Source organism: Halorientalis marina (assembly GCF_023028345.1).
Lineage (GTDB): Archaea > Halobacteriota > Halobacteria > Halobacteriales > Haloarculaceae > Halorientalis > Halorientalis marina.
On sequence record NZ_CP095487.1, the window covers coordinates 373480 to 395064 of the forward strand.

Consider the following 21585-nt stretch of genomic DNA (forward strand, 5'->3'; position numbering starts at 1 on the left):
GCGCCTGAAGCTACCGGCCCGGAAAAGATTAAGTACCGATACCGTGAACCTTGCGCACGATTCACACGGTGAGCGTGGATGGCACAGGTCACACAGCTCGCGGGTTCGGTCGTACTGGGGATACTGGTGGTCGCCATCGTGATCCTGACGGCACGGTGGCGCACGCGTGGCTACGCGCCCGACAGCGGGACGGAGCAGGGGACGGAGGGGTCCCTGCTGGGGCGGGCCGCCTCGAACGAGACGGTCTGGATCGTCGCGTTCCTCGCGCTCGTCGGCGTCGCGCTCGGCGGCGCCGTGTTCTACGTGAGCGGCGCGTCGGTGCCGATTCCGGGCGGTGCGGGCCTCGTCCTCGCGGCCCTGCTCGGGACCATCGTCCTCGCGTACCTCTTCTGGGGCGTGTACCACTCCTCGCGGTACAAGGGCCTGCACCGCCCGGCCGCGCTGGCGGTCACCGCCTGGACGGTCGGGATGGCCGTCGTCGCCCTCGTCGTCCTGCGACTGGTCGGCGTGGTCTGACCCCCGCGTGCCCCGCTCGCGCGAGCGACCGACCCCGTCGCCGCTCTTCCGCGCACCCGTGAACGGGCCGTCGAGTCGCCACGTCGCGCTTGCCGCCGCCGCGAGCGTCCTCCTCGCCCGCCCGGCCGCCGCCCACGCCGGTTCGCTGAGCGGGACCTACCGGAGCGCGCCGATCCCCTCCTGGCTCGTCACGCTGACGGGTGCGGCGATCATCGGCGTCTCCTTTCTCCTGACGAGCTTCGTCACCGACCACGCGACGATCCGCGGACTCACGGGCTGGCGAGCGGTCGTTCCGTCGGCCGGGGCCCTCCGCCGTGCGACCGTCGTCGTCGCACGCGCGGTCGGCGTCCTCGCGCTCGTCGGTATCGTCGTCGTCGGCATCGCCGGCCCACAGACGGGGGCCGCGAACGCCGCCGTCCTGTTCGTCTGGGCGGGCTGGTGGGCCGGGTACACGATGACGACCTACCTCGTGGCGAACACCTGGCCTCTCGTGAACCCCTGGCGGACGCTCGCGGCCGCACTGCCCGCGCCGCGGCGGGCCTACCCCGACCGACCGGGTGCCTGGCCCGCCGTCGCCGGCCTGCTCGGACTCGTCTTCGTCGAGGTGGTCACGCCGGTCGCACAGGACCCGACCCTCCTCGCCGTCGTCGTCGTCGCCTACTCGGTCGCGACGCTCGCCGGCGCCGCCCTCGTCGGCGCCGACGACTGGTTCGACAACGTGGACCCCATCGCGGCAGTCTTCCGGTACTACGGCCGACTCGCCCCGGTCCAGCGGACGGCCGACGGCCTCGAACTCCGCCCGCCCGGCGGCGCGATCTCGGCCCAGCGTGCCTCGGAGACGGCCTCGGGGACGGCCTTCGTCGTCGCGCTCCTGTGGGCGACGACCTTCGACGGGCTCGTGACCACCGACGCGTGGGCGCGCCTGCTCGACCCCCTGCTCGCCGCCGGCGTCCCCGGCCTGCCGGTCTACCTCCTCGCCCTGCTCGCTGGGTTCGGGCTCTTTCTCGGGGCGTACCGCCTCGTCGCGCGCTGGGCGCGCCGGACTGCCGACTCCTACGTCACCGCCGACTACGTCGGGGGCTGGTTCGCGCCCGCCCTGTTACCCATCGCCGCCGGCTACCACCTCGCGCACTTCCTCGGGTACTTCCTCTCGCTCGCCCCCTCGTTTCTGGCCGTCGTCGGCCAGCCGTTCGCCGCGCCCGTGACCGTCCCCGTCGCGGTCCTGCCGGGGTGGTTCGGCGCGCTCCAGCTCGCGTTCGTCGTCGTCGGCCACCTCGTCGCGGTCTGGGTCGCCCACGCCCTCTCCTTCGAGCTCTTCACCGGCCGGCTCCAGCCCCTGCGGAGCCAGTACCCCTTCGTCCTCGTGATGATCGCGTACACCGCCGTCAGTATGTGGATCGTCTCCCAGCCGTTCACGACACCACCAGGACTATGACGGACACACCGCCCGCACCCGACGCGACAGCCACCGACCGCGCCACGGACGACCCGAGCGACCGCGTTCGTCCCGAGACCAGGGTCCCCGAGGGGGAGACCCCTACGGCGACCTGCCCGTACTGCGAGCGGCCGTTCACCGAGCGCCGGCTCCGGGACCTCCACGTCGGCGCGAGCCACGACGACATCACGGCCGAGGAGCGCGAGTCGTACGAGGCGGCTCGCGACGACGAGGGGGACGACCTGTTCGTCTATCACCTCATGATGATCGGCGCGCTCGTGGCGGTCTACGCCGCGCTCGTCATCCTCTACATGATCGTGCTGGCGCAGTGAGGGCTGTGGCGGTCGCGGTGCGGGTACGGGGCCGTGGCGGTGGGCATCCGCGGCGCTTCGCGCCGCGGTTCACTCCGCGCGACCAGCGGGAGCGCGGAGGGAGTTTTTCCCCAAGTTTTTCTGACCGAGCGGTGCCCGCAGGTCGCCGCAGGCGACCGAGGACACCCGAGGGAGGAAAAAGTGGTTAGAGTATGGAGTAGCTCGCCGCCATCGTGAGCGCGAGCGCGGCGAGGGTGCCGATAGCCATCAGATAGGACAGCGACCGGGGCTCCCAGCGGAGGTGCTGGTAGTAGCCGGCGACGGCCAGCGCCTTCACGACCGAGAGGACGGCGATGAGGCCGAAGGCGAGCCAGTAGGCGCTGTCGAGCAGCCCCATCGATTCGACCCCGGCCTGGACGGTCGCGAGGACGAACAGTGCCACGTACATCGCGGTGTAGAGTTTGAGCCTTGCCATGGTTACAGGATGTAGAAGAGGGGGAACAGGAACAGCCAGACGATGTCGACGAAGTGCCAGTACAGCCCGAAGTACTCGATGGGCGTGTCGTTGCCGTCGTAGGCGCCGTACGCGGCCCGGATTATCATGTAGGTGACGATGATGAGGCCAATCGTGACGTGGAGGCCGTGCAGGCCAGTGGTGAGGTAGAACGTCGAGGACGCGACGTTCGTCGAGAGGCCCCAGCCGTTGGGGAACGCCTCCGAGTGGATGTGGAACAGGTGCTGCCACTCGATGCCCTTGTTGATGAGGAAGCCGATGCCGAGCAGGTAGGTGGTCGCGAGGCTCGCGACGACCCCCTTCGTGTTCTCGCGTTTGGAGAAGACCATCGCGAGGACGACGGCGAAACTACTCGTCAGCAGGAGGTAGGTGTTGATCAGCCCCGGCAGGACGACGTGGGCCTCGGGGATCATGTGGTGCCAGCTCTGCCAGCCCTGGGCGACCCGCAGGAAGACGTGGGAGCCGATGAACGCGCCAAAGAGCACCACGTCGGAGGCGAGGAACACCCAGATGCCGAGTTTCATGTTCGAGACGCCGGCGAAGGGCCAGCTCTCGCCGAACGGCCCCGCGGGACCGGCGAACTTCTCGCGCGTGAGTCCGAGCAGGGTGCCGCCGAACGCGATACCGCCGACGACGGTCAGGCTGACGTACAGCATCGAGCCGGTCGTGATCCCCGAGACCCCGAGCAGGAGGACGAAAGATGCAAGCGACATGAGGAACGGCCACCAGGAAGCGTGACTCTCGGCGTGTTCCTCCGCGTGGGCGTCGGCGGCCGTGGCGACGCCGCCGTCGCTCGCGGTGCCCCCGTCGGTCGCGCCCGCCCCGCTACTTTCGCCCGTGCCGGCGGGTGAGGGGTCGAGGAACTCCAGTTTCCCGGAGGCGTAGCTGACGACGCCGTCGAAGTTCTCCAGCGGCGGCGGCGACCCCATGGCCCACTCGGCGGTGCTGCCGAACTCCCAGGGGTTGTCGTCGGCCTCCTCGCCGGCAGTGAGGCTCTTGAACAGGTTGTAGAACATGACGAGAAACGAGAAGCCGAGGACGAACGCGCCGACGGTAGCCAGTTGGTGCCACGTCGTGAACACGGGGTCGTACTGGAAGACGCGCCGCGGGGTCTGCCAGGCCATGAACATCGGGAAGTAGAGGAGATTGAAGCCGATGAAGTAGAGCGCGAAGTGGAGTTTCCCGAGGAACTCGTCGTACATCTTCCCGGTCATCTTCGGGAACCAGTAGTAGAGGCCCCCGAAGAGGGCGGTGGCGCCCCCGACCATCACGTAGTGGAAGTGGGCGACGACCCAGTAGGTGCCCCGGAACTCGTAGTCGAGCACGACCGCGCCGAGGAAGACGCCGGTGATGCCGCCGATGATGAACAGCAGGAGGGCGCCGAAGCTAAACAGGAAGGGCGTGGTGAACTTGATGCGCCCTTTGATCATCGTGTAGATGAGCGAGAAGACCATCAGGTCGAACGGCAGGGAGATGCCGATGGTCGTCGCCATGAACAGCGTCTTGATCTCGAGGTTGATGGCCGTCAGGAACATGTGGTGCATCCAGACGACGAAGCTCTGGAGCGCGACGAGCACCATGGCGATGATGAACCACTTGCGGCCGACGAGCCGGTGGCCGGTGAACGTCTGGAAGCACTCGGCCATCACCCCGAGCGCGGGGAAGAAGACGATGTAGACCTCGGGATGGCCGAAGAACCAGAACAGGTGGGTCCACAGAAGCGAGCCGCCGACCTCGGTCATGAAGTAGGTGGTCCCGAGCAGGCGGTCGGCGGTGAGGATCATCAGCGCGGCCAGCAGTGCGGCGAAGGCGAACAGCATCATCCACACCGTCAGGAGGATGGTCCAGGAGAAGATGGGCATGCGCCGGAGGGTCAGCCCCTCCGCGCGCATACGATGCATGGTGGTGATGAAGTTCACCCCGGAGACGGTGACGGAGACGACGAACAGCGCCAGCGCCAGTATCGCGGTGGTCGCGCCGATCTCGGGGGTGTAGGCCGGAATGTTCAGCGGGGCATAGAGCGTCCAGCCGCCGGAGAAGGTCGCTTCCTGGAAGAACGAGGCGCCAAAGAGCAGTCCGGAGAAGAGATAGAGCCAGTAGCTCAGCGCGTTGAGTCGCGGGAAGGCGAGGTCCTTCGCGCCCAGTTGGAGGGGCACGAGGTAGTTGGCGATGCCGAAGGCGAACGGCGAGATGAAGAAAAAGACCATCAGCAGGCCGTGAGCGGAGACGGCCTGGTTGTAGGCCGTCGCGCTCAACAGCCCCTCGCCGGGGGCCGTCGAGGTCCACAGTTGCAGGCGCATCAGCAGGGCGAGGACGCCGCCGAAGATGAAGAAAAACAGTGAGGTGACGATGTAGAGGACGCCGATGTCCTTGTGGTTCGTCGTGACGAACCAGCGTTTCAGTTCGTCTTTCGCGGGGAAGGCGTGGCCGTGGCCCGATTCGAGTCCCGGCACGTCACCGGTCACCGTTCCACCGTCGGACCGCCGGTCCGACGAGGACCCGCTCGCGTCGCTCACCGTTCCGCCGTCGGGGTGGCCGCTGGCCCCCTCCTCGGGATGTCCCCCGTCGGTCGCGGCGTCCGCTCCGCTGTCGGTGGTTGCGTCCCTATCCGCCGCCGTGTCGGTGTCCTCGTCGGTCATGGCTCGACCCTCGCTTGCGTGTTGTTACCGCTCGTCATGTTCGCGGACACGTTGCTGTACCACTCGCGGTACTCGTCCTGTGGCATGACCTCCACGTCGGCCACCATGTAGGAGTGGCCGGCGCCACAGAGTTCGTAACACTGTGCCTGGTAGGTACCCGACTCGTTCGCCACGAACCAGGTGTAGGTGTGTTGCCCCGGGATGGCGTCGCTTTTCGCCCGGAAGGCGGGGATGCCGAAGTTGTGGATCACGTCCCGGGAGGTGACGTTCAACTGTATCCGCCTGTCCTCGGGTATCCGCAGCGTCGTGCTGTTGTACCCGTTGGGGTAGGTGAACTCCCAGCCGAACTGGTATCCCTCGACGTGAACCATCAGGGCGTCGTCACCGGCCGCGTCGGCGTCACTCGCGTTCCCGGTCGCCTGTGCCTCCACGTCGCTGCCGTCGCCGGCTTCGACGTACAGCAACATCGCGTAGGTCCAGACGATGAGCGAGATGACGATGATCGCGCTCAACGCGAACGAGAGGAACAGTTTCTTGCCTTTGCCCCCACCCTCCGGGAGTTCCCCGAGCGTCGGCCGGTCGACGTCGTCCTCGCCCTCCCAGCCGGCGTCGCGGTACTTGTACGCGTTGTACAGCATGTAGCTGATGACCACGACCCCGACCAGCGTCCCGACGAGCAGGAACGCCCAGTAGATTTCCCTGAACACGTCCACCCGTGTCCCGCCCGGGAGCAACTGATCCAGTTGCAACGGTACCGCCCAGACGCCACCTATCAGTGTCATCGGAGTATGTTGGTTGTTGTCGTGAATCATGGTACTTATATGTTACCCGGCCCCGGATGAACCACCACCCGAACACGTGGGGCAAGTTTTACTTCCGGGGCGTGTTAGGGCAAGCCATGGCAGAGAATGACACTCAGGCCGAGGAACTGGAGCCGGAGGTCACCGAGATCGAGGGTGCGGAGCCGGACTTCGACACCTTCGCCGGGATCGTCACGGACGGGCTGATCGGGATGGTCGGCGGGATGGTCGGGACGGCGGCGATGTCGGTCGGGCTGTTCATCGCCGCGGCGCTCGGCGTCTTCGAGTTCCAGGCGTTCGCGATCCTCGCGGACCTGTCGGGGATCGCGGTCCTGTTCCCGGGGAACGCACTTGCCATCGGCTACCTGATCTTCCTCGCCGGCGGGATGATCACCTGGCCGCTCCTCTTTGCCTCCATCGGGCGGTACCTCCCCGGCGACACGTTCGCGCTCCAGGGGCTGCCCTTCGGGTTCGTCCTCTGGACGGGGTTCGTGCTCGCGTTCGTCGAGGGCGTCCCCGGTGACACGTTCTCGCTGGCGCTGTACGCCGTGTTGACGCTCATCGCCCACTTCGCGTACGGCTTCACGCTCGGGGCCGTCTTCGACTACCTCTCGGACCGGCCGGACACGCTGGTCTGAGCGCCATCGTTTAGCCGCCGCGGGGCCCACCCTCGGTATGGACGAACGCCGAGCGCTCGCGACCGACGGCGTGGTCGTCGTCGACGGCGAGGTCGTCCTGCTGGAACGAAATCATCCACCACACGAGGGCGCGTGGGTACTGCCGGGCGGGATGGTGGAACGGGACGAACGCGCACGCGAGGCGTGCGCCCGCGAGGTCCGAGAGGAAGTCGGGCTGTCGGTCCGTCCGGTCGCGTTCGTCGGCCTCTACGACGCGCCCGACCGCGACGAGCGGGGGAACGTCAGCGCCGCGTACCTGTGTGTCCCGACCGGCGCGGGCGAGCCGACGGCACGCGCGGAGGCCGCCCGCGTCGACACGTTCCCGCCCGACGACCTGCCGCCCCTCGGATTCGACCACGCGCGCATCGTCGCCGACGCCCTCTAGCGGAACGCCTATTCGCCTCCCGGTCCCAGAGCCGGGTATGCACAGGCGCCGGTTCCTCCGCCTCGGCGTCGCCGCTGCCGCCCTGGCTGCCGGCTGTTCGACGCCCGACGACAGCACGACGACCACCGCCCGCTCCACGCGAACGGCGACCGCGACGGCTACCGACTCGGACGCCGGGTCCGACGACGGGGGCGTCTACGTCCAGTCGTTCGTCGAGGGAATGACCACTCCCGGCCGGACGACGGCCGGCGAGTACGCGGTCGCCCTCCACGCGACCGTCCCCCACCGGTTCTGGACGGTCACCGGCGACGACCGCTCGGTCGTCCCCCGGGAAGACGCCGACACGCTCCACCTGATGGCCGCCGTCTGGGACCCCGAAACGGGAGTCGTCCTGCCCGAGACGGGTCTCTCCGTCGAGATCACTCGGGACGGGACCCTCGTCTCCGAGGAAGTCATCTACCCCATGCTCTCCCAGCGGATGGGCGTCCACTACGGCGGGAACTTCGGCCTCGACGGCGACGGGACCTACACGACGGCGGTCTCGGTCGGTGGCACGAGCATCCGCCGCACCGGCGCGTTTCGGGGCCGCTTCGGCGACCCCGCGACCGCCGAGATCGACGTCACGCTCGACGACGCGCTCCGCCGCGAGATCGACACCCGAGAGGTGGACCAGGCCGGCGACCCCGGCGCCGTCGCGCCGATGGACACCGACTTCCCCATCGGCCGCGCGCCCACGGAATCAGAACTCCCGGGCGACGTTCGCGGGACGGCGACCAGCGGGGACGCGAACTTCGTCGTCACGGTGCTGGAGGAGCCGCCGGCCGGCGTCGACGCCGCCGGCCCCTACCTCGCCGTCTCCGCACGCACCCCGTACAATCGGCTCGTCCTGCCGGCGATGTCGCTGTCGGCGACGGTGTCGCGGGACGGCGAGACGCGCCACGAGGGGGAACTGACGCGGACGCTCGACCCGGACCTGCACTACCACTACGGGACGGCACTGAACGGGACCGGGGTGGCGTCGGGTGACCGCCTCGAACTGACCGTCGAGACGCCGCCGCAGGTCGCCCGCCACGAGGGCTACGAGACCGCCTTCCTGACCATGCCGCCGGCGACGCTCACGCTGTAACCATGTCCCGACGTGTGCCACTCCTCGTTGCCCTCCTCGCGGCCGCGGCGGTCGCGTTCGCCGGCGTCGCCGTCGCCCACGGCAACCACGCGAGCGCCAGCCCGCAGGTCTCGGCCAACGGCTCCGTCGTCGTCGACCAGGTCTTCCTCTCGGAACCCGGCTACCTCGTAGTCACGACCGACCCCGCCGAGGGCGAGGGGCGAGTCCTCGGTCACCGGCCGCTCGGCGTCGGCCCCCACAGCGGCGTCCGCGTCGGCGTCGACAGCGATTACTGGCAGTCGGTCGCGGGCAACACCACCCTCCGGATCAGGCTCTACGGCGACGACGGGGACGGCGAGTTCGACCACGAGGCCGACCCGGTCCTGGAGTGGCTCGGCCAGCCCGCGGGCGGCCCCGTCACCGTCCGGAAGGGGCCGGCCCCGGTCTATCTCGTCCCGAGCGGGAACGGGACGGTCGCCGCCGACGGGACGCTCTCGGTCGACCGCGTCGCGCTCGCCGAGCGCGGCCACGTCGTCGTCCACGACGGCACCGACGCGTCCGGGTCGTCGCTCGGCCACCGGACGCTCGACGCCGGCGAGTACGCCGACCTCGCCGTCCCGGTCGATTCTGGCGTCGGGAACCGCTCGGCGACGGTCGCCGTCCACCGCGACGACGGGGACGGCGAGTTCGACCCCGACGCCGACCCGGTCGTCCGGGTCGGCGCCGACCCGGTCGCGAGCACGCTCTCGCTGTCGGTGACCGGCGACGACCCGATCCGGGTCAACACTCCCACGCCCACCGTCGCGGGGTCGACCGAGACGGGGACGACCGACCAGCCGCCCCGGTCCCCGACCGTGACGGCCGCAGGACCGACCGACGAGGGGATCACGACCGCGACCGGTCCCGGTGTTGGCCTCCTCGGTGCCGCCGTCGCGGCCCTCGCGGGAGCACTCCTCGTGGCCCGGCGTGCGGGGGTGTAGCACGGGAAGGTACCGATTCGAGGATCGAACCAGAACGCGCTTTTACGCCCGCGGCCTACGACCACGATATGAAGCGCCGCTCCGTCCTCCGTGCCGGCCTGGCCCTCGCCGGCACCGCGGCCGCGGGCTGTCTCCAGACCGAACAGCAGTCGGTCCGCTCGCCGCCGCTCCCCGAGAACCGCCCCGACGCGGTGTACTACCCCAGCCACGTCGAGGGGATGACGATGGTCGGCACGGGGACGACCGGCGACTACCGGGTCGCCGCCATGTACAGCTACCCCCACCGGTTCTGGGAGGTGGTGGGCGCCGAGACGACGAAACACGAACTGACCGGCGAGCACGCCATGCACCTCATGGCGACCGTCTGGGACCCCGACACGGGGCTGGTGCTACCCGAGACGGGCCTCTCCATCGAACTGAACGCGGACGGCTCGCTCGTCTCCGAGGAGGTCATCTACCCCATGCTCTCCCAGCCGATGGGCTTTCACTACGGGAGCAACGTCCAGGGGGACGGCGACGGGACCTACACCGCCGACGTGAGCGTCGGCGCCATCCCCGGCGACGGCGTCCGCACGACGGGCGACTTCCGGGGGAAGTTCACCGACCCCGGCACTGTCTCGCTCGATTTCGAGTTCTCGCAGGACCGCCTCCAGGACATCTCCTTCGAGCGCCTCGACAACGCCGGCGAGCGGGGCGCGCTCGAACCCATGGAGATGGAGATGCTCCCGAACTCCACCGCGCCCGCAGAGGCCGACCTCCCGGGCGACGTTCGCGGGACGGCGACCAGCGGGGACGCGAACTTCGTCGTCACGGTGCTGGAGGAGCCGCCGGCCGGCGTCGACGCCGCCGGCCCCTACCTCGCCGTCTCCGCACGCACCCCCTACAACCGGATGATCGTCCCCGCGATGTCGCTGTCGGCGACGGTGTCGCGGGACGGCGAGACGCGCCACGAGGGGGAACTGACGCGGACGCTCGACCCGGACCTCTACTACCACTACGGGACGGCGCTCGACGGGACTGGGGTGGCGTCGGGTGACACCCTGGAGCTGACCGTCGGAACGCCGCCACAGGTCGCCCGCCACGAGGGCTACGAGACCGCCTTCCTCGAGATGGACCCGATGGAGGTGACGCTGTGATCGACCCGGACCTGCCTCGCCGGGCGTTCCTGAAGGCCGCCGTCGCCACGGGCGGCGCGGGCGCGCTGTCGGCCTGTCTCGGCCGCGCGCCGCGGGCCGGGAACCCCGTCCCGACCGGGCCGGACGACCTCTCGACGCTCCCGGACCGCCAGCACGCCTGGAACGAGCGCGTGCGCACGGACGAACACGGCAACACCGAACTCCCGCGCCACCAGGTCCTCCTCTATCTGACTCTGGACGGGCAGGGTCCGCCCGGCGAGGATCAGCGCGAGACCGTCGCGGGCGCCCTGCGGACGCTCGACCGCGCCTACGAGCGAAACAACGAGGGCCTGCTCCACTCCATCGCGTACTCGCCGGCCTACTTCGAGCGGTACGACACGCGACTCCCCGCCGACATCGACCTGCCGGGGCCGCGTGCGCTCTCCTCGTTCGAGGAGCCGACGCTCGACACGCAGGACGCCCTGCTCCACCTCGCGAGCGACCGCGCGGACGTGGTACTCGAAGCGGAGGAGGCCGTCACTGGCGAGCGGAGCGAGGCAAACGGCGTCGCGGTCGAGGCGACGCTGACGGACGCGATGACCGTCGACTCCCGCCGGACGGGCTTCGTCGGGGCCGGGATGCCCGCGGACCGTCAGGACGTGGCGGGCATCCCGGACTCGAACCCGGTGCCCGAGGCGTCGCCGCTGTTCATGGGGTTCAAAGCGGGCTTCCGCGGGAACCAGGCGACCGAAGAGTACGTGACCCTCGACTCGGGGCCGTTCGCCGGCGGGACGACGAAACACGTCTCGAACATCCGCCAGCGACTGCGCGACTGGTACGACGAGCAGACCTTCGAGCAGCGCGTGATGGAGATGTTCAGCCCCGGCCACGCCGAGGCGGATCTCGTCGACGGCATCGGCGCGAACCTCGGTGCCGACAGCGGAATCGAGGAGTTCCTCGACGATCTCACCGACCACGCGAGCGAGTTCGGGCGCGTCGGCCACGCACAGAAGGCCGCCCGCGCCAACCGTGACGACGCGGGGAACGTCCGCCTCCTCCGCCGCCATTTCGAGTCGACCGACGACGACATCGCCAGTCTCCACTTCCCGTCGCTCCAGCGGGGCATCACCGCCTTCGAGGAGGTCCGGCGGGCCATGAACGGGCAGGACCTCACCGACAACCCCGCCATCCGCCAGCGGGTCAACAACGGCATCCTGGAGTACATCTTCACGGAACACCGCGGGAACTTCCTCGTGCCGCCCCGCCGCCACCGCGCGCTCCCGACCCCTCGACCGACCGCGTGACGTCGAGCGCGTCGTGTGCTGTGGTACCGTCTCTGCCGCGCCGTTTAGGTGGCTCCAGCCCCTACATCGGTTACAATGCGGAAGGACGAACTCCTGTATCTCCACCAGTTGCTCGCGACGGTCAAACGGGACCTCGAAGAGCGGGGTGGAGTCTCGCCGGCGGACGTGGACGCGTACGAGTCGGTGACGGTGTCGCCGGTCGCCGCGTACGCACAGAAAGGTGATCACGAGGCGGCGGTGATGGCACTCGCTAGGGACCTGACGACGGCCGTCGGTCCCGAGGCCGACGAGGACGGCAGCGACGAGCAGCCACAGCCGGTGTCTCCCTGAGAGCCGTTCTCTCCGTCGGCCGCACGGTCGAAGCCGAAAGGTAACGATTAAAACCTGCGCTACCATCGCTCCGAGTATGCAACGACGAGCCGCGGCGATTTACTTCGTCTTCTTCCTCGTCATCGGTGTCGGGGCGTACACCTACATCGGGATGGTGCAGGCGCCCCACGTGTCCATCGACGCGCCGATCGAGGGCGGGGCGAACAGTTCCTTCACTGTGGACGGACAGGAGTACACGATCTCCACCATCGAAGAGGAGTCCGGTGGCGGCGGCGGTCACGGCGGCGGTGGCGGCGCATCCATCGTCGGTGAACTGACCTGGACCAACGAGTCGGCTCGCTCGACCGCCGACATCGAGAACGGCTCGAACGTCTCCTATCAGGACCGTACCTGGCAGGTCGGCATCGAGAACGCGAGCGAAATCACCGAGTTCACGCTCCACGAGCAGGTCAACGCCACGCGGGTCCTCCTGAACGACCCCGCGGTCGAAAACGAGACGGCCAACTACCAGGGCGAGCAGTGGGTCGTCTGGGCCGAAAACGAGACGCTCCGCGAACCGCTGGCCGACTACCTCCCCGAGCCCGAAACCGAGACCATCGCACTCGGCGACACGTTCCCGTACGAGGGCAACGAGGACGCCGAAGTCGTCTCGATCACGGCCTCCGCGGCGACCGTCGCCTGGACCGAGGCTTCCGACAACACCGCCGAACTCTCCGAGGGCGGCAACGTGACCATCCAGGGCCAGACCTACTTCGTCCACTTCCCGGACAACAGCACCGCCCAGCTCGCGCCGGTCTACGCCTCCGGGCAGGAGACCGAGCGCTCCGACGCGTTCGCCAGCTACCGCAACACCCTCGACCGCCAGGACTACTTCAGCGAGCGGAAAAACGGCCTCTGGGGCATCACGCTCATCAGCCTGACCGCCGCCGTGATCCTGCTCGGCGCCGCCTACATGCCGGTCAAGGACTGAGAACCCCACAGAGCAGTCGCCCGTCTTTTTCGTGCTGTCATTCGCCGTTCTGTACCGTCACCGCGTCCAGTCGCTGGTCTCGTCCGTCGCTGGCGGGGGACTCCGGGACGGCCCGAATCGGCTCGGACTCAGAAGGGAAGTTCGTCGTCGCGGCTGAGCAGGACCAGCAGGACGCCGATCCCGATGGCGACCAGCGCGCCGAGTATCTGTACGCCCGCCACGCCCACGTTCGACACCCGTGCCCAGGGCTGACCGACGACCGTCCCCAGGCCGACCAGCACCAGGAAGACACCGACGACGAGACCGAGTAGCTCCCGTCGATCCGATATGTCCATGTTCATACTGCACGCCTCTCGATTCTCGATAGTAAAACGACCGGTTCGAACTGATTACGGCCCCACCGCCACGACGAGGCCGAACACGACCGTCAGCACGCCCGCGATTCGCGTGAGCCGGACGTTCCACGTCGTCGGCTCGATGGTCACCCAACTCCGCCGGCTCCCGATCGCGTCCAACCGCTCCCCCAGCCGGGCGGCGTTGTACGGCGCTAACGTCGGGTACAACCCGAGCGCCGCGACCACGAGCCCGACGAGGATGCGCCCGATCTCCACAGTGGTTCTGATAACTCCGTCCGAATGAATCTTGGGCCCTCCCCGTCGCTCGGTACGCTTCACGGAAACGGGCCGAGAGGGAATTGAACCGAGTGGAGACGGACCGCTCGCTTCGCTCACGGTTGCGCCTCCCCGGGTTCAATCCCTTCCTGCCGGTTCACTCACCGACTCGCGTTGCTCGTCGGTTCACTGTACGGGCCGGGAGGGAATTGAACCCCGGTCGCTCCCGTTCACTCACTCCGTTCGTTCACCTCCCGCTCCCCGCTTCAATTCCCTCCGGCGACGCTTTTCGCCGCTCACTGTCGTTCGCAGGAAAAGCGGGCCGGGAGGGAATTGAACCCCCGACCGTCTGGTTAAAAGCCAGACGCTCTGCCTGACTGAGCTACCGGCCCACGGGGAAATCTCCGGGAGTCGGGAGGTAAACAGTTACGATCCGTGACGCTCGTCGAGGTGGTCGTCGAGGGCTTCGGCGACGAGTTCGCCGGGCGCGACCCCCTCCAGCGTGGCCTGTCGTCGGAGCCGACAGTAGACGCCGCGAGGGAGACCGAGCGTGAGCTCGCCCAGCGCGATGCCCTCCGCGGCGAGCGCGTCGGCGACGTCGGTGTCGTCGTTGATCGCGCTGGCGACCGTGCGGACGGTCCGGACGGTCATGTCGTGATCGAGAGCGGCGAAGGCGAGCAGCAGGCGCGCCTCGCCGCCGACGCGGGCGATGTGCTTTGCGGCGGTGGGGGCAATCGCGCCCATGGCGACGTGGCGCCGGATCGCCCGCGGGAGGTCGTGGACTCGTGACCATTTCCGGATGAACGCGACCGTGGCCTCCCCGCCGGCGCGCTCGGCGGCGGCCTTGTACGACCCCTCGCCGCGGACCAGCGCCGCACAGGCCGCGGCCCCGCGGAGCATGTAGACGTTGTCCTCTGCGCCGGCTGTGTTCTCCGAGAAGCGTCTGACCGTCTCCGCCGCACGCTCCAGGCTCTCCGGGTCGTCGGGATCGAACGACACCGCACGCTCGGCGTGGTCCCCAGTGAGGGATGGATCGCCGCGGATGACCGGTCGCCCCACCGGCGACTCCCGGTCGGTCGGTGGCGACCGCTCTGACTCGTCGGTCATCAGTACCTGATAGGAAGTGACTCCCTAAAAGGCTCTCCGTCCGTGGGGCCCTCAGTCGTCGGCAGCGTCCTCGCGCCGCTCCGACATGTGCTCCCACACCTCGGCACAGCCACACCCGTCTTCCATGTCGTCGAGGTGGTCCGTCGAAACGTCCTGTTCGTCGTCGCGCTGCGCGTCGGTCTCCTGTTTGTGTTCTTGCTCTGTCATCGATTGCTCGACTCCTGGTCGAGTTCGTACAGCTCCGGCGCGGCGTCTGCCGGGGCGTGCTGACGCGCGCCCGCCGTCACACCGTCGCTGTGTCTCATCACTCCCTCGTAAGAGTCCACCCCGTATAAGGCCACGTCCCCCCGTAAACCATACCCGTACTCCCGCGTACCGGCAACACATGCCCCCTATCTCTGACGGACCTGTTCGTCTCCGGGAGTGTGCTGTACGCGCCTTGAACCGACGTTCCGTGGCCGTCTCCGGTCGGCACCGGCGAGTTTTGTCCGGGACGAACGACTCAGGTGTCGGGGCCCCATAGCTCGCTCGAATGCCCACTGACGTGCACCAGCTCGACGACGGCGCCTGGATCAGCGTCAACGACTCCCGGGAAGTCAACGTCAGTGACCTCTGGCTGCTCGCCCGGCACGACTTCTGTGCCTGCGAGATGGCCGACCTCCTGGTCGAGGGTGTCGTCGAAGTGGGCGTCGACCACCCCGACATCGAGGCCCGCTTCGCCGGCCAGTGTATCCAGTGTGGGACGAGCGGCGTCACCGACTGGCTCGCCGTCGGCCGCGTCATCGACCCCGAGACGGGCGAGTTCTACGGTGTCGTCCCCGAGAGCGTCCACGTACCGCGGAAACGGACCCGGCTCGCCTCGCCCGGAGAGTAGGCAACAATCTCTGGTATCCCGAAGAGGTGGGGAGGTTTGTCGGGGTACGTGTGCGTATATGGGTGCGTGACTAGGGAGTGGATATGCCGAGCAAAGTCGAGAACTGGAAATCCGAGGTGTACGGGAACGAGATCCGTGAGCACCTTCTGGAGTTCGCCGAGGAAGGGTGGGATTCCATCCCTGAAGACGAACACGACGCGTGGTTCGAGCGGTTCAAGTGGTGGGGCCTGTACCACCAGCGGTCCGGGCAGGAGAGCTACTTCATGATGCGTATCGGGACGCCCAACGGCGTCATCGAGCCGGGCCAGCTCCGGGTCATCGGCGAGGTCGCGAAGGAGTACGCGACCGGCCCCGCCGACAACCCCGAGTTCGGCGCCGCGTACTGTGACTGGACCACCCGCCAGTCCATCCAGCTCCACTGGATCAAACTCGAGGACATCCCCGAAATCTTCGAGAAGCTCGAATCTGTCGGTCTCTCTACCCAGCAGGCCTGTGGCGACTCCTGGCGGAACATCGTCGGCTGTCCCGTCGCCGGCAAGGACAAGCACGAACACATCGACGCCTGGCCCGTCGCCGAGAACCTCCACGAGACGTTCAAGGGCGACGACGACCACGCCAACCTCCCCCGGAAGTGGAAGGTCTCCGTCACCGGCTGTGACGAGGGCTGTGGGCAGGGCGACATCAACGACCTCGCCTTCGAGCCCGCCGAGAAGGACGGCGAACTCGGGTTCAACGTCCGCGTCGGCGGCGGCCTCTCCCGCAAGGAGGCCCGCCTCGCCCGCGACATCGACGTGTGGGTCCCCGAGGAGAAAGTCCCCGACGTGGCCGGCGGCCTCTCCGCGCTGTTCCGCGAGTACGGCGACCGCGACGACCGCTTCAACGCCCGCATCAAGTTCCTCGTCGACGAGTGGGGCCCCGAGAAGCTCCGCCGCGTCCTCCAGGAGGAGTTCGTCGACTTCGAGCTCCCCACCGCGGGCGAGGACATGCGCGACCAGTACACGTACAACTCCGGCGGCCAGGTCGGTCACGACGACCACGTCGGCGTCCACGAACAGCCCGACGGGAAGTACTACGTCGGCCTGAACGTCCTCGTCGGCCGACAGGGCGCCGACGACGTGCTGGAACTGGCCGACCTCGCCGACGAGTACGGCTCCGGCGAGGTCCGCCTGACCCAGCGACAGAACATCATCGTCACGGACGTCCCCGAGGAGAACCTCGACGCCTTCCTCGACGAGCCGCTGCTCGAGGAGTACTCGCCCGACCCGACCCCGTTCAAGCGCGGCTCCATCGCCTGTACCGGCACCGAGTTCTGTTCGCTCTCCATCGTCGAGACGAAAAACCGGCAGGTCCGCTACGCCCGCTGGCTGGAGTCGAACGTCGAGCTCCCCGCGGACCACGAGGACTTCCACATCCACCTCTCGGGCTGTACCGCCTCGTGTGCCCAGCCACAGATCGCTGACGTGTCCCTGCGCGGGATGAAGACGCGCAAGGACGGCGAACCCGTCGAGGCGCTGGACATCGGCCTCGGCGGCGGCCTCGGCGAGGACCCGCGCTTCGCCGACTGGGTCGAGATGCGCGTCCCCGCCGACGAGGTGCCCGGCGCCATCAGCAACCTCGTCGAGAACTTCAAGGACCTGCGCGAGGACGGCGAGACCTTCCGTGACTTCGTGGAGGCCCGCGACGAGGAGACCCTCGCGGAACTGGTCGAACCGGAGGAGACCGATTACGAGGACCCCTACATGCACAACACGAAGACCACGTGGTACCCCTACGCCGAGGACGACGACTCGATGGACGCCTCGCCCGCGCCGACCGACGGTGCCGGCCAGCCGATCACCTCCGACGACTAACGGCACCCACCTTTTTCCCGCTCGGGTTCGGGCTTCGCGCGAACCACTCGCGGCAAAAACGTGGGCGAAAAAGGCTGCGCGCTCGGTCTTCGACCTCGCGCACAGTGAACCGCGGCGCAAAGCGCCGCGGATGCTCTACGCCATAGCAACCGCTCGCGAGTATTCGAGTAGACGGGGTAGGTCGGCCGGTAATGACACACGTGCAGAGCACGCGCGCTGAAAGGTAACTGGCCGACCGTGCCGTCCTCTTCCTCTCTCCGCCGTCGCTACAAAACACCTCCGATTGGGAGGGGATCGGCCTTCGGCCGGGACGAGTCTTTCAAGTCCATCTCGGGCGTACCCCGAATATGGCAGACCGCATCCTGACCGTCAACGCGTACACCACCTTCGACCTGCTCGACGGCCGCGTCGAGGGCCACGGCTTCGAGGAGGAAGCGATGGCCGTCCTGAACGTCACCGCGCCCCGGCAGGACCCTGACCACGTCGACCTCCAGCTGGAACTCGACAACACCCAGCTGTCGGACGTGAAACCCCACGCCGACCACGTCACGCTCTCGGCCGCCGAAGCCCGCGAACTCGCCGCCGAACTCGAAGAATACGCCGAGAAAGTCGAGAACGCACAGTCGGAGTGACTACCCAGTCGGATGACCGCGCGGGCGGTGCAGACCGCCACCGCCCGCCCCGACGGCACAACTATGGTCGATGAGAACAGATGTCACGCTAATGGACCTCGACGGGAATCCGGCCTCGCGCGAACTCGGTTTCTGTCCGTGCTGTGGCTACCGGACGCTCTCGGCCGATCAGCCCGGCTCCTACGAAGTCTGTCCGGTCTGTGACTGGATGGACGACCCGGTGCAGTTCCACAACGACGACTACGTCGGTGATACGAACCACGTCTCGCTGGCGACGGCCCGCGAGAACTTCACGGAACACGGCGCTTGCGCGCCTGAGGCCGTGCCGGACACCCGCGACCCCGCCGACGACGAGGAGCGGGACCCCAACTGGCCGTACGACGCCGAGGCGTAGTCACCTCGTACCGTGCCGCGGCCGGTGACTGGACCGTGTGATTGACAGGTATGCCCTCCGAAACGTGATTCGATGCGCCTCCGGCGTCCGTGGACCGACGAGAACGCCTTCGCGTCGCTCGTCGGGATTCTCCTTCTCGTTGCAGTGCTGGTAATCGTCGCCGCGACCGTCGCCGTCGTCGCGTTCGGGTTCGGCGAGTCGGTGACCGAGGTCGCACCGAGTGCGAGTATCGCGATTCAGGAGGACAACTTCGGTGACGGCGTCCCGCGCAACGACTCCCTGACGTTCGTCCACCGGGCCGGCGACACGCTCGACCGGTCACGACTGGAGATCAGAATCGACGGCGTGCCGGTCTACAACGACACGAGCGACAGCGAGAGCAACAGCGATACGAACGAAGTCCGCGGACTGATCGTCGAAGTCGACGACGACGAGTTCAACGACCTGAACAAACCCGGGCGGCTGTCCCCCGCCGACACGGTCGGTGGCCCCCCGGGTGACGCCGACGGGTCCGACCCCGGTGTCGTCCTCGAGTGGGAGGCGGAGGTTCGAGCCGGGCAGCGCCTCGTCGTTCAGGAGCGCAACGCCACGAAAGCCGCCGACGTGATCCAGCCCGGCGACCGCGTCGTGGTCGTCTGGCGTGGCGAGGAGACGAGCGCGATAATCACGGAGTCGACCGTCGCCCCGGAGTACGCACCCTGACGGGCTGCTCCCGGCCCCTCACCTCGTACGACGGACCGGGCGTTTTTGTGTTCGTACCGCGTCACGAACGCCAATGGCTGGCAAGTGGACGGTCGACCGGATGCCCGACCAGTCCGGTCGAACGGTGGTCGTGACGGGGGCGAACAGCGGGCTGGGCTACTGGGCGACGGCGGCCTTCGCCCGGGCGGGCGCGACGGTGGTCATGGCCTGTCGGAGCGAGCAACGCGGCGCGGACGCCGCCGACGACATCCGCGCGGACGTGCCCGACGCCGACCTCGACGTGCGCCGACTCGACCTCGCCGATCTCGACTCCGTCGCGGCGTTCGCCGCGGACTTCGGGGCCGACTACGACGCTCTCGATGCACTCTGTAACAACGCGGGCGTGATGGCGATTCCCTATCGGGAGACCACCGATGGCTTCGAGACGCAGTTCGGCGTCAACCACCTCGGGCACTTCGCGCTGACCGGCCACCTGCTGAACCGTCTGCGGGAGGCGAACGGCGAGAGCCGCGTCGTCACCCAGTCCAGCGGCCTCCACGAGCGTGGCGAGATCGACTTTGCGAGCGTGGCGCCCCGCGCCACGGGTACCGCGAGCGGAGAAGCCGCGGGCGGGGATCTGCAGGGGGAGGAACAGTACGACAAGTGGGACGCCTACGCCCAGAGTAAACTCGCGAACCTCCTCTTCGCCTTCGAGCTGGACCGCCGCCTCGACGCCGCGGGGATCGACGACGTGACGAGCGTCGGCTGTCACCCGGGCTACGCGGACACGAACCTCCAGCGCCGCGGCCCCGAGCAATCGGGGTCGACGCTCCGGCTCTACATGATGAAAATCGCGAACGCGGTCTTCGCACAGGACCCCGAACAGGGCGCGCTGCCGATGCTTTACGCGGCGACCGCCGATGGGATCGAGGGCGGCGAGTACGTCGGCCCCGGCGGGTTCATGGACATGCGGGGCTACCCGACGGAGGCGACGCCGAGCGACCGCGCCCGCGACCTCGACGCCGCCGCGCGGCTCTGGGGCATCTCGGAAGAGCTGACCGGCGTCGAGTACGACCTCGACGCGCCGCGGGCCGAACCGGCCGAGAAGTAGCCGCTCAGTAGCCCAGTTTGTCCCGGACGAGGACGACCGTCGTTCGACCTTCCTCCAGTTCCTGCCGGAAGATCAGCTGTTTGGCGATGGCGCTCTCGACGCCGTAGGCCTCCTTCGCGCGCTCGTTTTCGAGCGGGTAGGCGACGGATTCGAGGCGGTCGAGGGCGGCGTCGAGGTCGTCGACGATCTTGTTGACGCCGCTGACGATGGTGACGTTCGCGGCGGCGAAGGGGTAGGCGCCGATCCGACTGCCCGAGCGGTCGGCGGCGACGAGTTCGCCGGTCTTCGCGATGGCGTTGACGCTCCCGAGGAAGTGGTCGGCGGTCTGGGCCTCGCGGCGGGCGGCCTGGCGCTCGGCGTCGTCGTCGATACCCCAGATCTCGTTGGGCAGTGCCTCCCACTCGTGGTCGCCCTCGGTCAGGTACTCGTCGAAGCCGATCTCCTCCAGGGTCGTCGAGTGGCCGTTCATCACCGACGCACCCGCCGGCACGTGGTCTTTGAGCGTCGCCAGCGCCTCCTCGGCGGAGTCGACGACGACGACCTCGAACCCGTTCGCTTCGAGGTTCTCGACCGTCTCCGCGATGGTCTCCTCGTCGGGGAGTTCGTCCAGCGTCGCGTCGATCTCGGTGTCGTCGGCGTACTCGGACTTCTGTGACATCGTGTGGATAGTGGGTACGACCGTCGGGGGCATAAGCGCTCTCGGACGCCGGTGTTAGCGGGTGACACCGGTGTTACCGGCCGAATCGGCGCGCGCCGGCGACCGGGGACTCACTCAGCCCGCGGCCCGCCGCCCCGGCAGGTCGGTCAGGAAGACGATGCAGGCGGCGGCCGTCGTCAGGTGCATGACGCCGAGGACGACCGCGCCGAGCGTCGTCGCGCCGGGCAACTGAGGGACGAAAACGACGTCTGGAATCAACGACACGAGGGCGACGGCGACCGCGACGATCGCGAACGTCCGGTCCGGGCTGTCGCTGAGCCGATCGAGCGCGGCGTAGACGACCGTCGCGCCGATCACGCCGACCGACGTGAACAGGACGACCGGGCCGTAGTTCAGCGGGTCGAGGTCGGGCGCGATCCCGGCGACCCCGCTGACGAACACCAGCGCGGCGTTCGCGGCGAGGGCGACCGCGAGCGAGAGCATCCCCTGGCGGACGAGCGTTCGTGCGTCGAGTGACTGGACGGCCATCGTCGATTCGGTTCGATACGGCGGCGTAAATAAGTGGTCGCGCCGGCGGCCTCGCGGC

At 68.4% G+C, this 21585-nt stretch carries 26 protein-coding genes and 1 tRNA gene; 17 read left to right on the forward strand and 10 right to left on the reverse strand.

Features of this window, described 5'->3' with window-relative positions; all coding sequences use genetic code 11:
* The first annotated feature begins 78 nt into the window (after window positions 1–78).
* Genes MUG96_RS01985 through MUG96_RS01995 form a run of 3 tightly spaced genes read left to right on the forward strand, consistent with a single transcriptional unit; the run spans window position 79 to window position 2283 of the window.
* Complete coding sequence (locus MUG96_RS01985; protein WP_246986018.1) at window positions 79–516, forward strand: hypothetical protein; 438 nt, start codon at window positions 79–81, stop codon at window positions 514–516.
* Window positions 517–523: 7 nt separating this feature from the next.
* Complete coding sequence (locus MUG96_RS01990) at window positions 524–1951, forward strand: hypothetical protein (RefSeq protein ID WP_373222061.1); 1428 nt, start codon at window positions 524–526, stop codon at window positions 1949–1951.
* Window positions 1948–2283, forward strand: a complete 336-nt coding sequence (locus MUG96_RS01995; RefSeq protein WP_246986020.1) for a DUF7410 domain-containing protein — start codon at window positions 1948–1950, stop codon at window positions 2281–2283. Before MUG96_RS01990 ends, MUG96_RS01995 begins: the two co-directional genes overlap by 4 nt.
* A gap of 184 nt (window positions 2284–2467) precedes the next feature.
* Here MUG96_RS01995 and MUG96_RS02000 read toward each other — a convergent pair whose 3' ends face one another.
* The 3 genes from MUG96_RS02000 to coxB form a co-directional block, all read right to left on the reverse strand.
* Window positions 2468–2737, reverse strand: a complete 270-nt coding sequence (locus MUG96_RS02000) for a cytochrome C oxidase subunit IV family protein (RefSeq protein WP_246986022.1) — start codon at window positions 2735–2737, stop codon at window positions 2468–2470.
* A gap of 2 nt (window positions 2738–2739) precedes the next feature.
* Window positions 2740–5292, reverse strand: coding sequence for a cbb3-type cytochrome c oxidase subunit I (locus MUG96_RS02005; RefSeq protein WP_373222099.1), 2553 nt, complete (start codon window positions 5290–5292; stop codon window positions 2740–2742).
* Window positions 5293–5411: 119 nt separating this feature from the next.
* Window positions 5412–6197 (reverse strand): cytochrome c oxidase subunit II, encoded by a 786-nt coding sequence (coxB, locus tag MUG96_RS02010; protein ID WP_246986026.1) that lies wholly within the window; start codon window positions 6195–6197, stop codon window positions 5412–5414.
* Between the two features lie 116 nt (window positions 6198–6313).
* On the opposite strand from coxB, the gene MUG96_RS02015 reads away from it, so the two are divergent.
* From MUG96_RS02015 to MUG96_RS02050, 8 genes are all read left to right on the forward strand, one after another.
* Entirely contained in the window at window positions 6314–6853 is a 540-nt protein-coding gene (locus MUG96_RS02015) for a DUF6789 family protein (protein ID WP_246986028.1), read from the forward strand.
* Between the two features lie 37 nt (window positions 6854–6890).
* Window positions 6891–7277 carry an NUDIX domain-containing protein gene (locus MUG96_RS02020; RefSeq protein ID WP_246986030.1) on the forward strand — a complete coding sequence of 129 codons (387 nt, stop codon included), beginning with the start codon at window positions 6891–6893 and terminating at the stop codon, window positions 7275–7277.
* A gap of 37 nt (window positions 7278–7314) precedes the next feature.
* A complete protein-coding gene (locus tag MUG96_RS02025; RefSeq protein ID WP_246986031.1) occupies window positions 7315–8403 on the forward strand; it encodes a DUF7350 domain-containing protein in 1089 nt (362 codons plus the stop codon).
* 14 nt (window positions 8404–8417) lie between these two features.
* Window positions 8418–9362 (forward strand): DUF7282 domain-containing protein, encoded by a 945-nt coding sequence (locus MUG96_RS02030; RefSeq protein ID WP_246986032.1) that lies wholly within the window; start codon window positions 8418–8420, stop codon window positions 9360–9362.
* Window positions 9363–9430: 68 nt separating this feature from the next.
* Window positions 9431–10498, forward strand: a complete 1068-nt coding sequence (locus MUG96_RS02035) for a DUF7350 domain-containing protein (RefSeq protein ID WP_246986033.1) — start codon at window positions 9431–9433, stop codon at window positions 10496–10498.
* A complete protein-coding gene (locus MUG96_RS02040; RefSeq protein ID WP_246986034.1) occupies window positions 10495–11781 on the forward strand; it encodes a DUF7405 family protein in 1287 nt (428 codons plus the stop codon). The genes MUG96_RS02035 and MUG96_RS02040 overlap by 4 nt, the downstream gene beginning before the upstream one ends.
* Window positions 11782–11856: 75 nt before the next feature.
* Window positions 11857–12111 (forward strand): UPF0058 family protein, encoded by a 255-nt coding sequence (locus tag MUG96_RS02045; protein ID WP_246986035.1) that lies wholly within the window; start codon window positions 11857–11859, stop codon window positions 12109–12111.
* A gap of 76 nt (window positions 12112–12187) precedes the next feature.
* Window positions 12188–13081 carry a DUF8231 family protein gene (locus tag MUG96_RS02050; RefSeq protein WP_246986036.1) on the forward strand — a complete coding sequence of 298 codons (894 nt, stop codon included), beginning with the start codon at window positions 12188–12190 and terminating at the stop codon, window positions 13079–13081.
* A gap of 128 nt (window positions 13082–13209) precedes the next feature.
* Here the strand turns inward: MUG96_RS02050 and MUG96_RS02055 are convergent, their stop codons facing one another.
* The 5 genes from MUG96_RS02055 to MUG96_RS02075 form a co-directional block, all read right to left on the reverse strand.
* A complete protein-coding gene (locus MUG96_RS02055) occupies window positions 13210–13422 on the reverse strand; it encodes a DUF8123 family protein (protein ID WP_246986037.1) in 213 nt (70 codons plus the stop codon).
* Between the two features lie 48 nt (window positions 13423–13470).
* Window positions 13471–13692, reverse strand: coding sequence for a DUF6199 family natural product biosynthesis protein (locus MUG96_RS02060; protein ID WP_246986040.1), 222 nt, complete (start codon window positions 13690–13692; stop codon window positions 13471–13473).
* 318 nt (window positions 13693–14010) lie between these two features.
* Window positions 14011–14084, reverse strand: a tRNA-Lys gene (locus tag MUG96_RS02065).
* Window positions 14085–14118: 34 nt separating this feature from the next.
* Complete coding sequence (locus MUG96_RS02070) at window positions 14119–14799, reverse strand: DUF7119 family protein (RefSeq protein WP_246986041.1); 681 nt, start codon at window positions 14797–14799, stop codon at window positions 14119–14121.
* A 51-nt stretch (window positions 14800–14850) separates the two neighbouring features.
* Window positions 14851–15006 (reverse strand): DUF8595 family protein, encoded by a 156-nt coding sequence (locus MUG96_RS02075; RefSeq protein ID WP_246986043.1) that lies wholly within the window; start codon window positions 15004–15006, stop codon window positions 14851–14853.
* Between the two features lie 325 nt (window positions 15007–15331).
* On the opposite strand from MUG96_RS02075, the gene MUG96_RS02080 reads away from it, so the two are divergent.
* From MUG96_RS02080 to MUG96_RS02105, 6 genes are all read left to right on the forward strand, one after another.
* The gene (locus MUG96_RS02080; RefSeq protein WP_246986045.1) at window positions 15332–15673 is read left to right on the forward strand and encodes a DUF8134 family protein; all 342 of its coding nucleotides are present in this window, start codon (window positions 15332–15334) and stop codon (window positions 15671–15673) included.
* A gap of 83 nt (window positions 15674–15756) precedes the next feature.
* Window positions 15757–17523, forward strand: coding sequence for a nitrite/sulfite reductase (locus MUG96_RS02085; RefSeq protein WP_246986047.1), 1767 nt, complete (start codon window positions 15757–15759; stop codon window positions 17521–17523).
* Between the two features lie 347 nt (window positions 17524–17870).
* Entirely contained in the window at window positions 17871–18155 is a 285-nt protein-coding gene (locus MUG96_RS02090; protein WP_246986048.1) for a DUF6360 family protein, read from the forward strand.
* A 70-nt stretch (window positions 18156–18225) separates the two neighbouring features.
* Window positions 18226–18549 (forward strand): CPCC family cysteine-rich protein, encoded by a 324-nt coding sequence (locus tag MUG96_RS02095; RefSeq protein WP_246986050.1) that lies wholly within the window; start codon window positions 18226–18228, stop codon window positions 18547–18549.
* Window positions 18550–18621: 72 nt separating this feature from the next.
* Window positions 18622–19251 carry a type IV pilin domain-containing protein gene (locus MUG96_RS02100; RefSeq protein ID WP_246986052.1) on the forward strand — a complete coding sequence of 210 codons (630 nt, stop codon included), beginning with the start codon at window positions 18622–18624 and terminating at the stop codon, window positions 19249–19251.
* 73 nt (window positions 19252–19324) lie between these two features.
* A complete protein-coding gene (locus MUG96_RS02105; RefSeq protein WP_246986054.1) occupies window positions 19325–20341 on the forward strand; it encodes an oxidoreductase in 1017 nt (338 codons plus the stop codon).
* A 4-nt stretch (window positions 20342–20345) separates the two neighbouring features.
* Here the strand turns inward: MUG96_RS02105 and MUG96_RS02110 are convergent, their stop codons facing one another.
* Both MUG96_RS02110 and MUG96_RS02115 read right to left on the reverse strand, forming a co-directional pair.
* Complete coding sequence (locus tag MUG96_RS02110; protein WP_246986056.1) at window positions 20346–20999, reverse strand: lactate utilization protein; 654 nt, start codon at window positions 20997–20999, stop codon at window positions 20346–20348.
* Window positions 21000–21113: 114 nt separating this feature from the next.
* On the reverse strand, window positions 21114–21527 hold the full coding sequence (locus MUG96_RS02115) for a DUF6069 family protein (RefSeq protein ID WP_246986058.1): 414 nt from the start codon (window positions 21525–21527) through the stop codon (window positions 21114–21116).
* Between the last annotated feature and the right edge of the window lie 58 nt (window positions 21528–21585).

What these genes read in the sequence shown, in the direction of transcription:
- MUG96_RS01985 (WP_246986018.1), top strand. Translation starts at nt 79, where the DNA reads ATGGCACAGGTCACACAGCTCGCGGGTTCGGTCGTACTGGGGATACTG.
- MUG96_RS01995 (WP_246986020.1), top strand. Translation starts at nt 1,948, where the DNA reads ATGACGGACACACCGCCCGCACCCGACGCGACAGCCACCGACCGCGCC.
- MUG96_RS02000 (WP_246986022.1), bottom strand. Translation starts at nt 2,737, where the DNA reads ATGGCAAGGCTCAAACTCTACACCGCGATGTACGTGGCACTGTTCGTC.
- coxB (WP_246986026.1), bottom strand. Translation starts at nt 6,197, where the DNA reads ATGACACTGATAGGTGGCGTCTGGGCGGTACCGTTGCAACTGGATCAG.
- MUG96_RS02015 (WP_246986028.1), top strand. Translation starts at nt 6,314, where the DNA reads ATGGCAGAGAATGACACTCAGGCCGAGGAACTGGAGCCGGAGGTCACC.
- MUG96_RS02020 (WP_246986030.1), top strand. Translation starts at nt 6,891, where the DNA reads ATGGACGAACGCCGAGCGCTCGCGACCGACGGCGTGGTCGTCGTCGAC.
- MUG96_RS02025 (WP_246986031.1), top strand. Translation starts at nt 7,315, where the DNA reads ATGCACAGGCGCCGGTTCCTCCGCCTCGGCGTCGCCGCTGCCGCCCTG.
- MUG96_RS02035 (WP_246986033.1), top strand. Translation starts at nt 9,431, where the DNA reads ATGAAGCGCCGCTCCGTCCTCCGTGCCGGCCTGGCCCTCGCCGGCACC.
- MUG96_RS02045 (WP_246986035.1), top strand. Translation starts at nt 11,857, where the DNA reads ATGCGGAAGGACGAACTCCTGTATCTCCACCAGTTGCTCGCGACGGTC.
- MUG96_RS02050 (WP_246986036.1), top strand. Translation starts at nt 12,188, where the DNA reads ATGCAACGACGAGCCGCGGCGATTTACTTCGTCTTCTTCCTCGTCATC.
- MUG96_RS02055 (WP_246986037.1), bottom strand. Translation starts at nt 13,422, where the DNA reads ATGAACATGGACATATCGGATCGACGGGAGCTACTCGGTCTCGTCGTC.
- MUG96_RS02070 (WP_246986041.1), bottom strand. Translation starts at nt 14,799, where the DNA reads ATGACCGACGAGTCAGAGCGGTCGCCACCGACCGACCGGGAGTCGCCG.
- MUG96_RS02075 (WP_246986043.1), bottom strand. Translation starts at nt 15,006, where the DNA reads ATGACAGAGCAAGAACACAAACAGGAGACCGACGCGCAGCGCGACGAC.
- MUG96_RS02080 (WP_246986045.1), top strand. Translation starts at nt 15,332, where the DNA reads ATGCCCACTGACGTGCACCAGCTCGACGACGGCGCCTGGATCAGCGTC.
- MUG96_RS02085 (WP_246986047.1), top strand. Translation starts at nt 15,757, where the DNA reads ATGCCGAGCAAAGTCGAGAACTGGAAATCCGAGGTGTACGGGAACGAG.
- MUG96_RS02090 (WP_246986048.1), top strand. Translation starts at nt 17,871, where the DNA reads ATGGCAGACCGCATCCTGACCGTCAACGCGTACACCACCTTCGACCTG.
- MUG96_RS02095 (WP_246986050.1), top strand. Translation starts at nt 18,226, where the DNA reads ATGAGAACAGATGTCACGCTAATGGACCTCGACGGGAATCCGGCCTCG.
- MUG96_RS02100 (WP_246986052.1), top strand. Translation starts at nt 18,622, where the DNA reads ATGCGCCTCCGGCGTCCGTGGACCGACGAGAACGCCTTCGCGTCGCTC.
- MUG96_RS02105 (WP_246986054.1), top strand. Translation starts at nt 19,325, where the DNA reads ATGGCTGGCAAGTGGACGGTCGACCGGATGCCCGACCAGTCCGGTCGA.
- MUG96_RS02110 (WP_246986056.1), bottom strand. Translation starts at nt 20,999, where the DNA reads ATGTCACAGAAGTCCGAGTACGCCGACGACACCGAGATCGACGCGACG.
- MUG96_RS02115 (WP_246986058.1), bottom strand. Translation starts at nt 21,527, where the DNA reads ATGGCCGTCCAGTCACTCGACGCACGAACGCTCGTCCGCCAGGGGATG.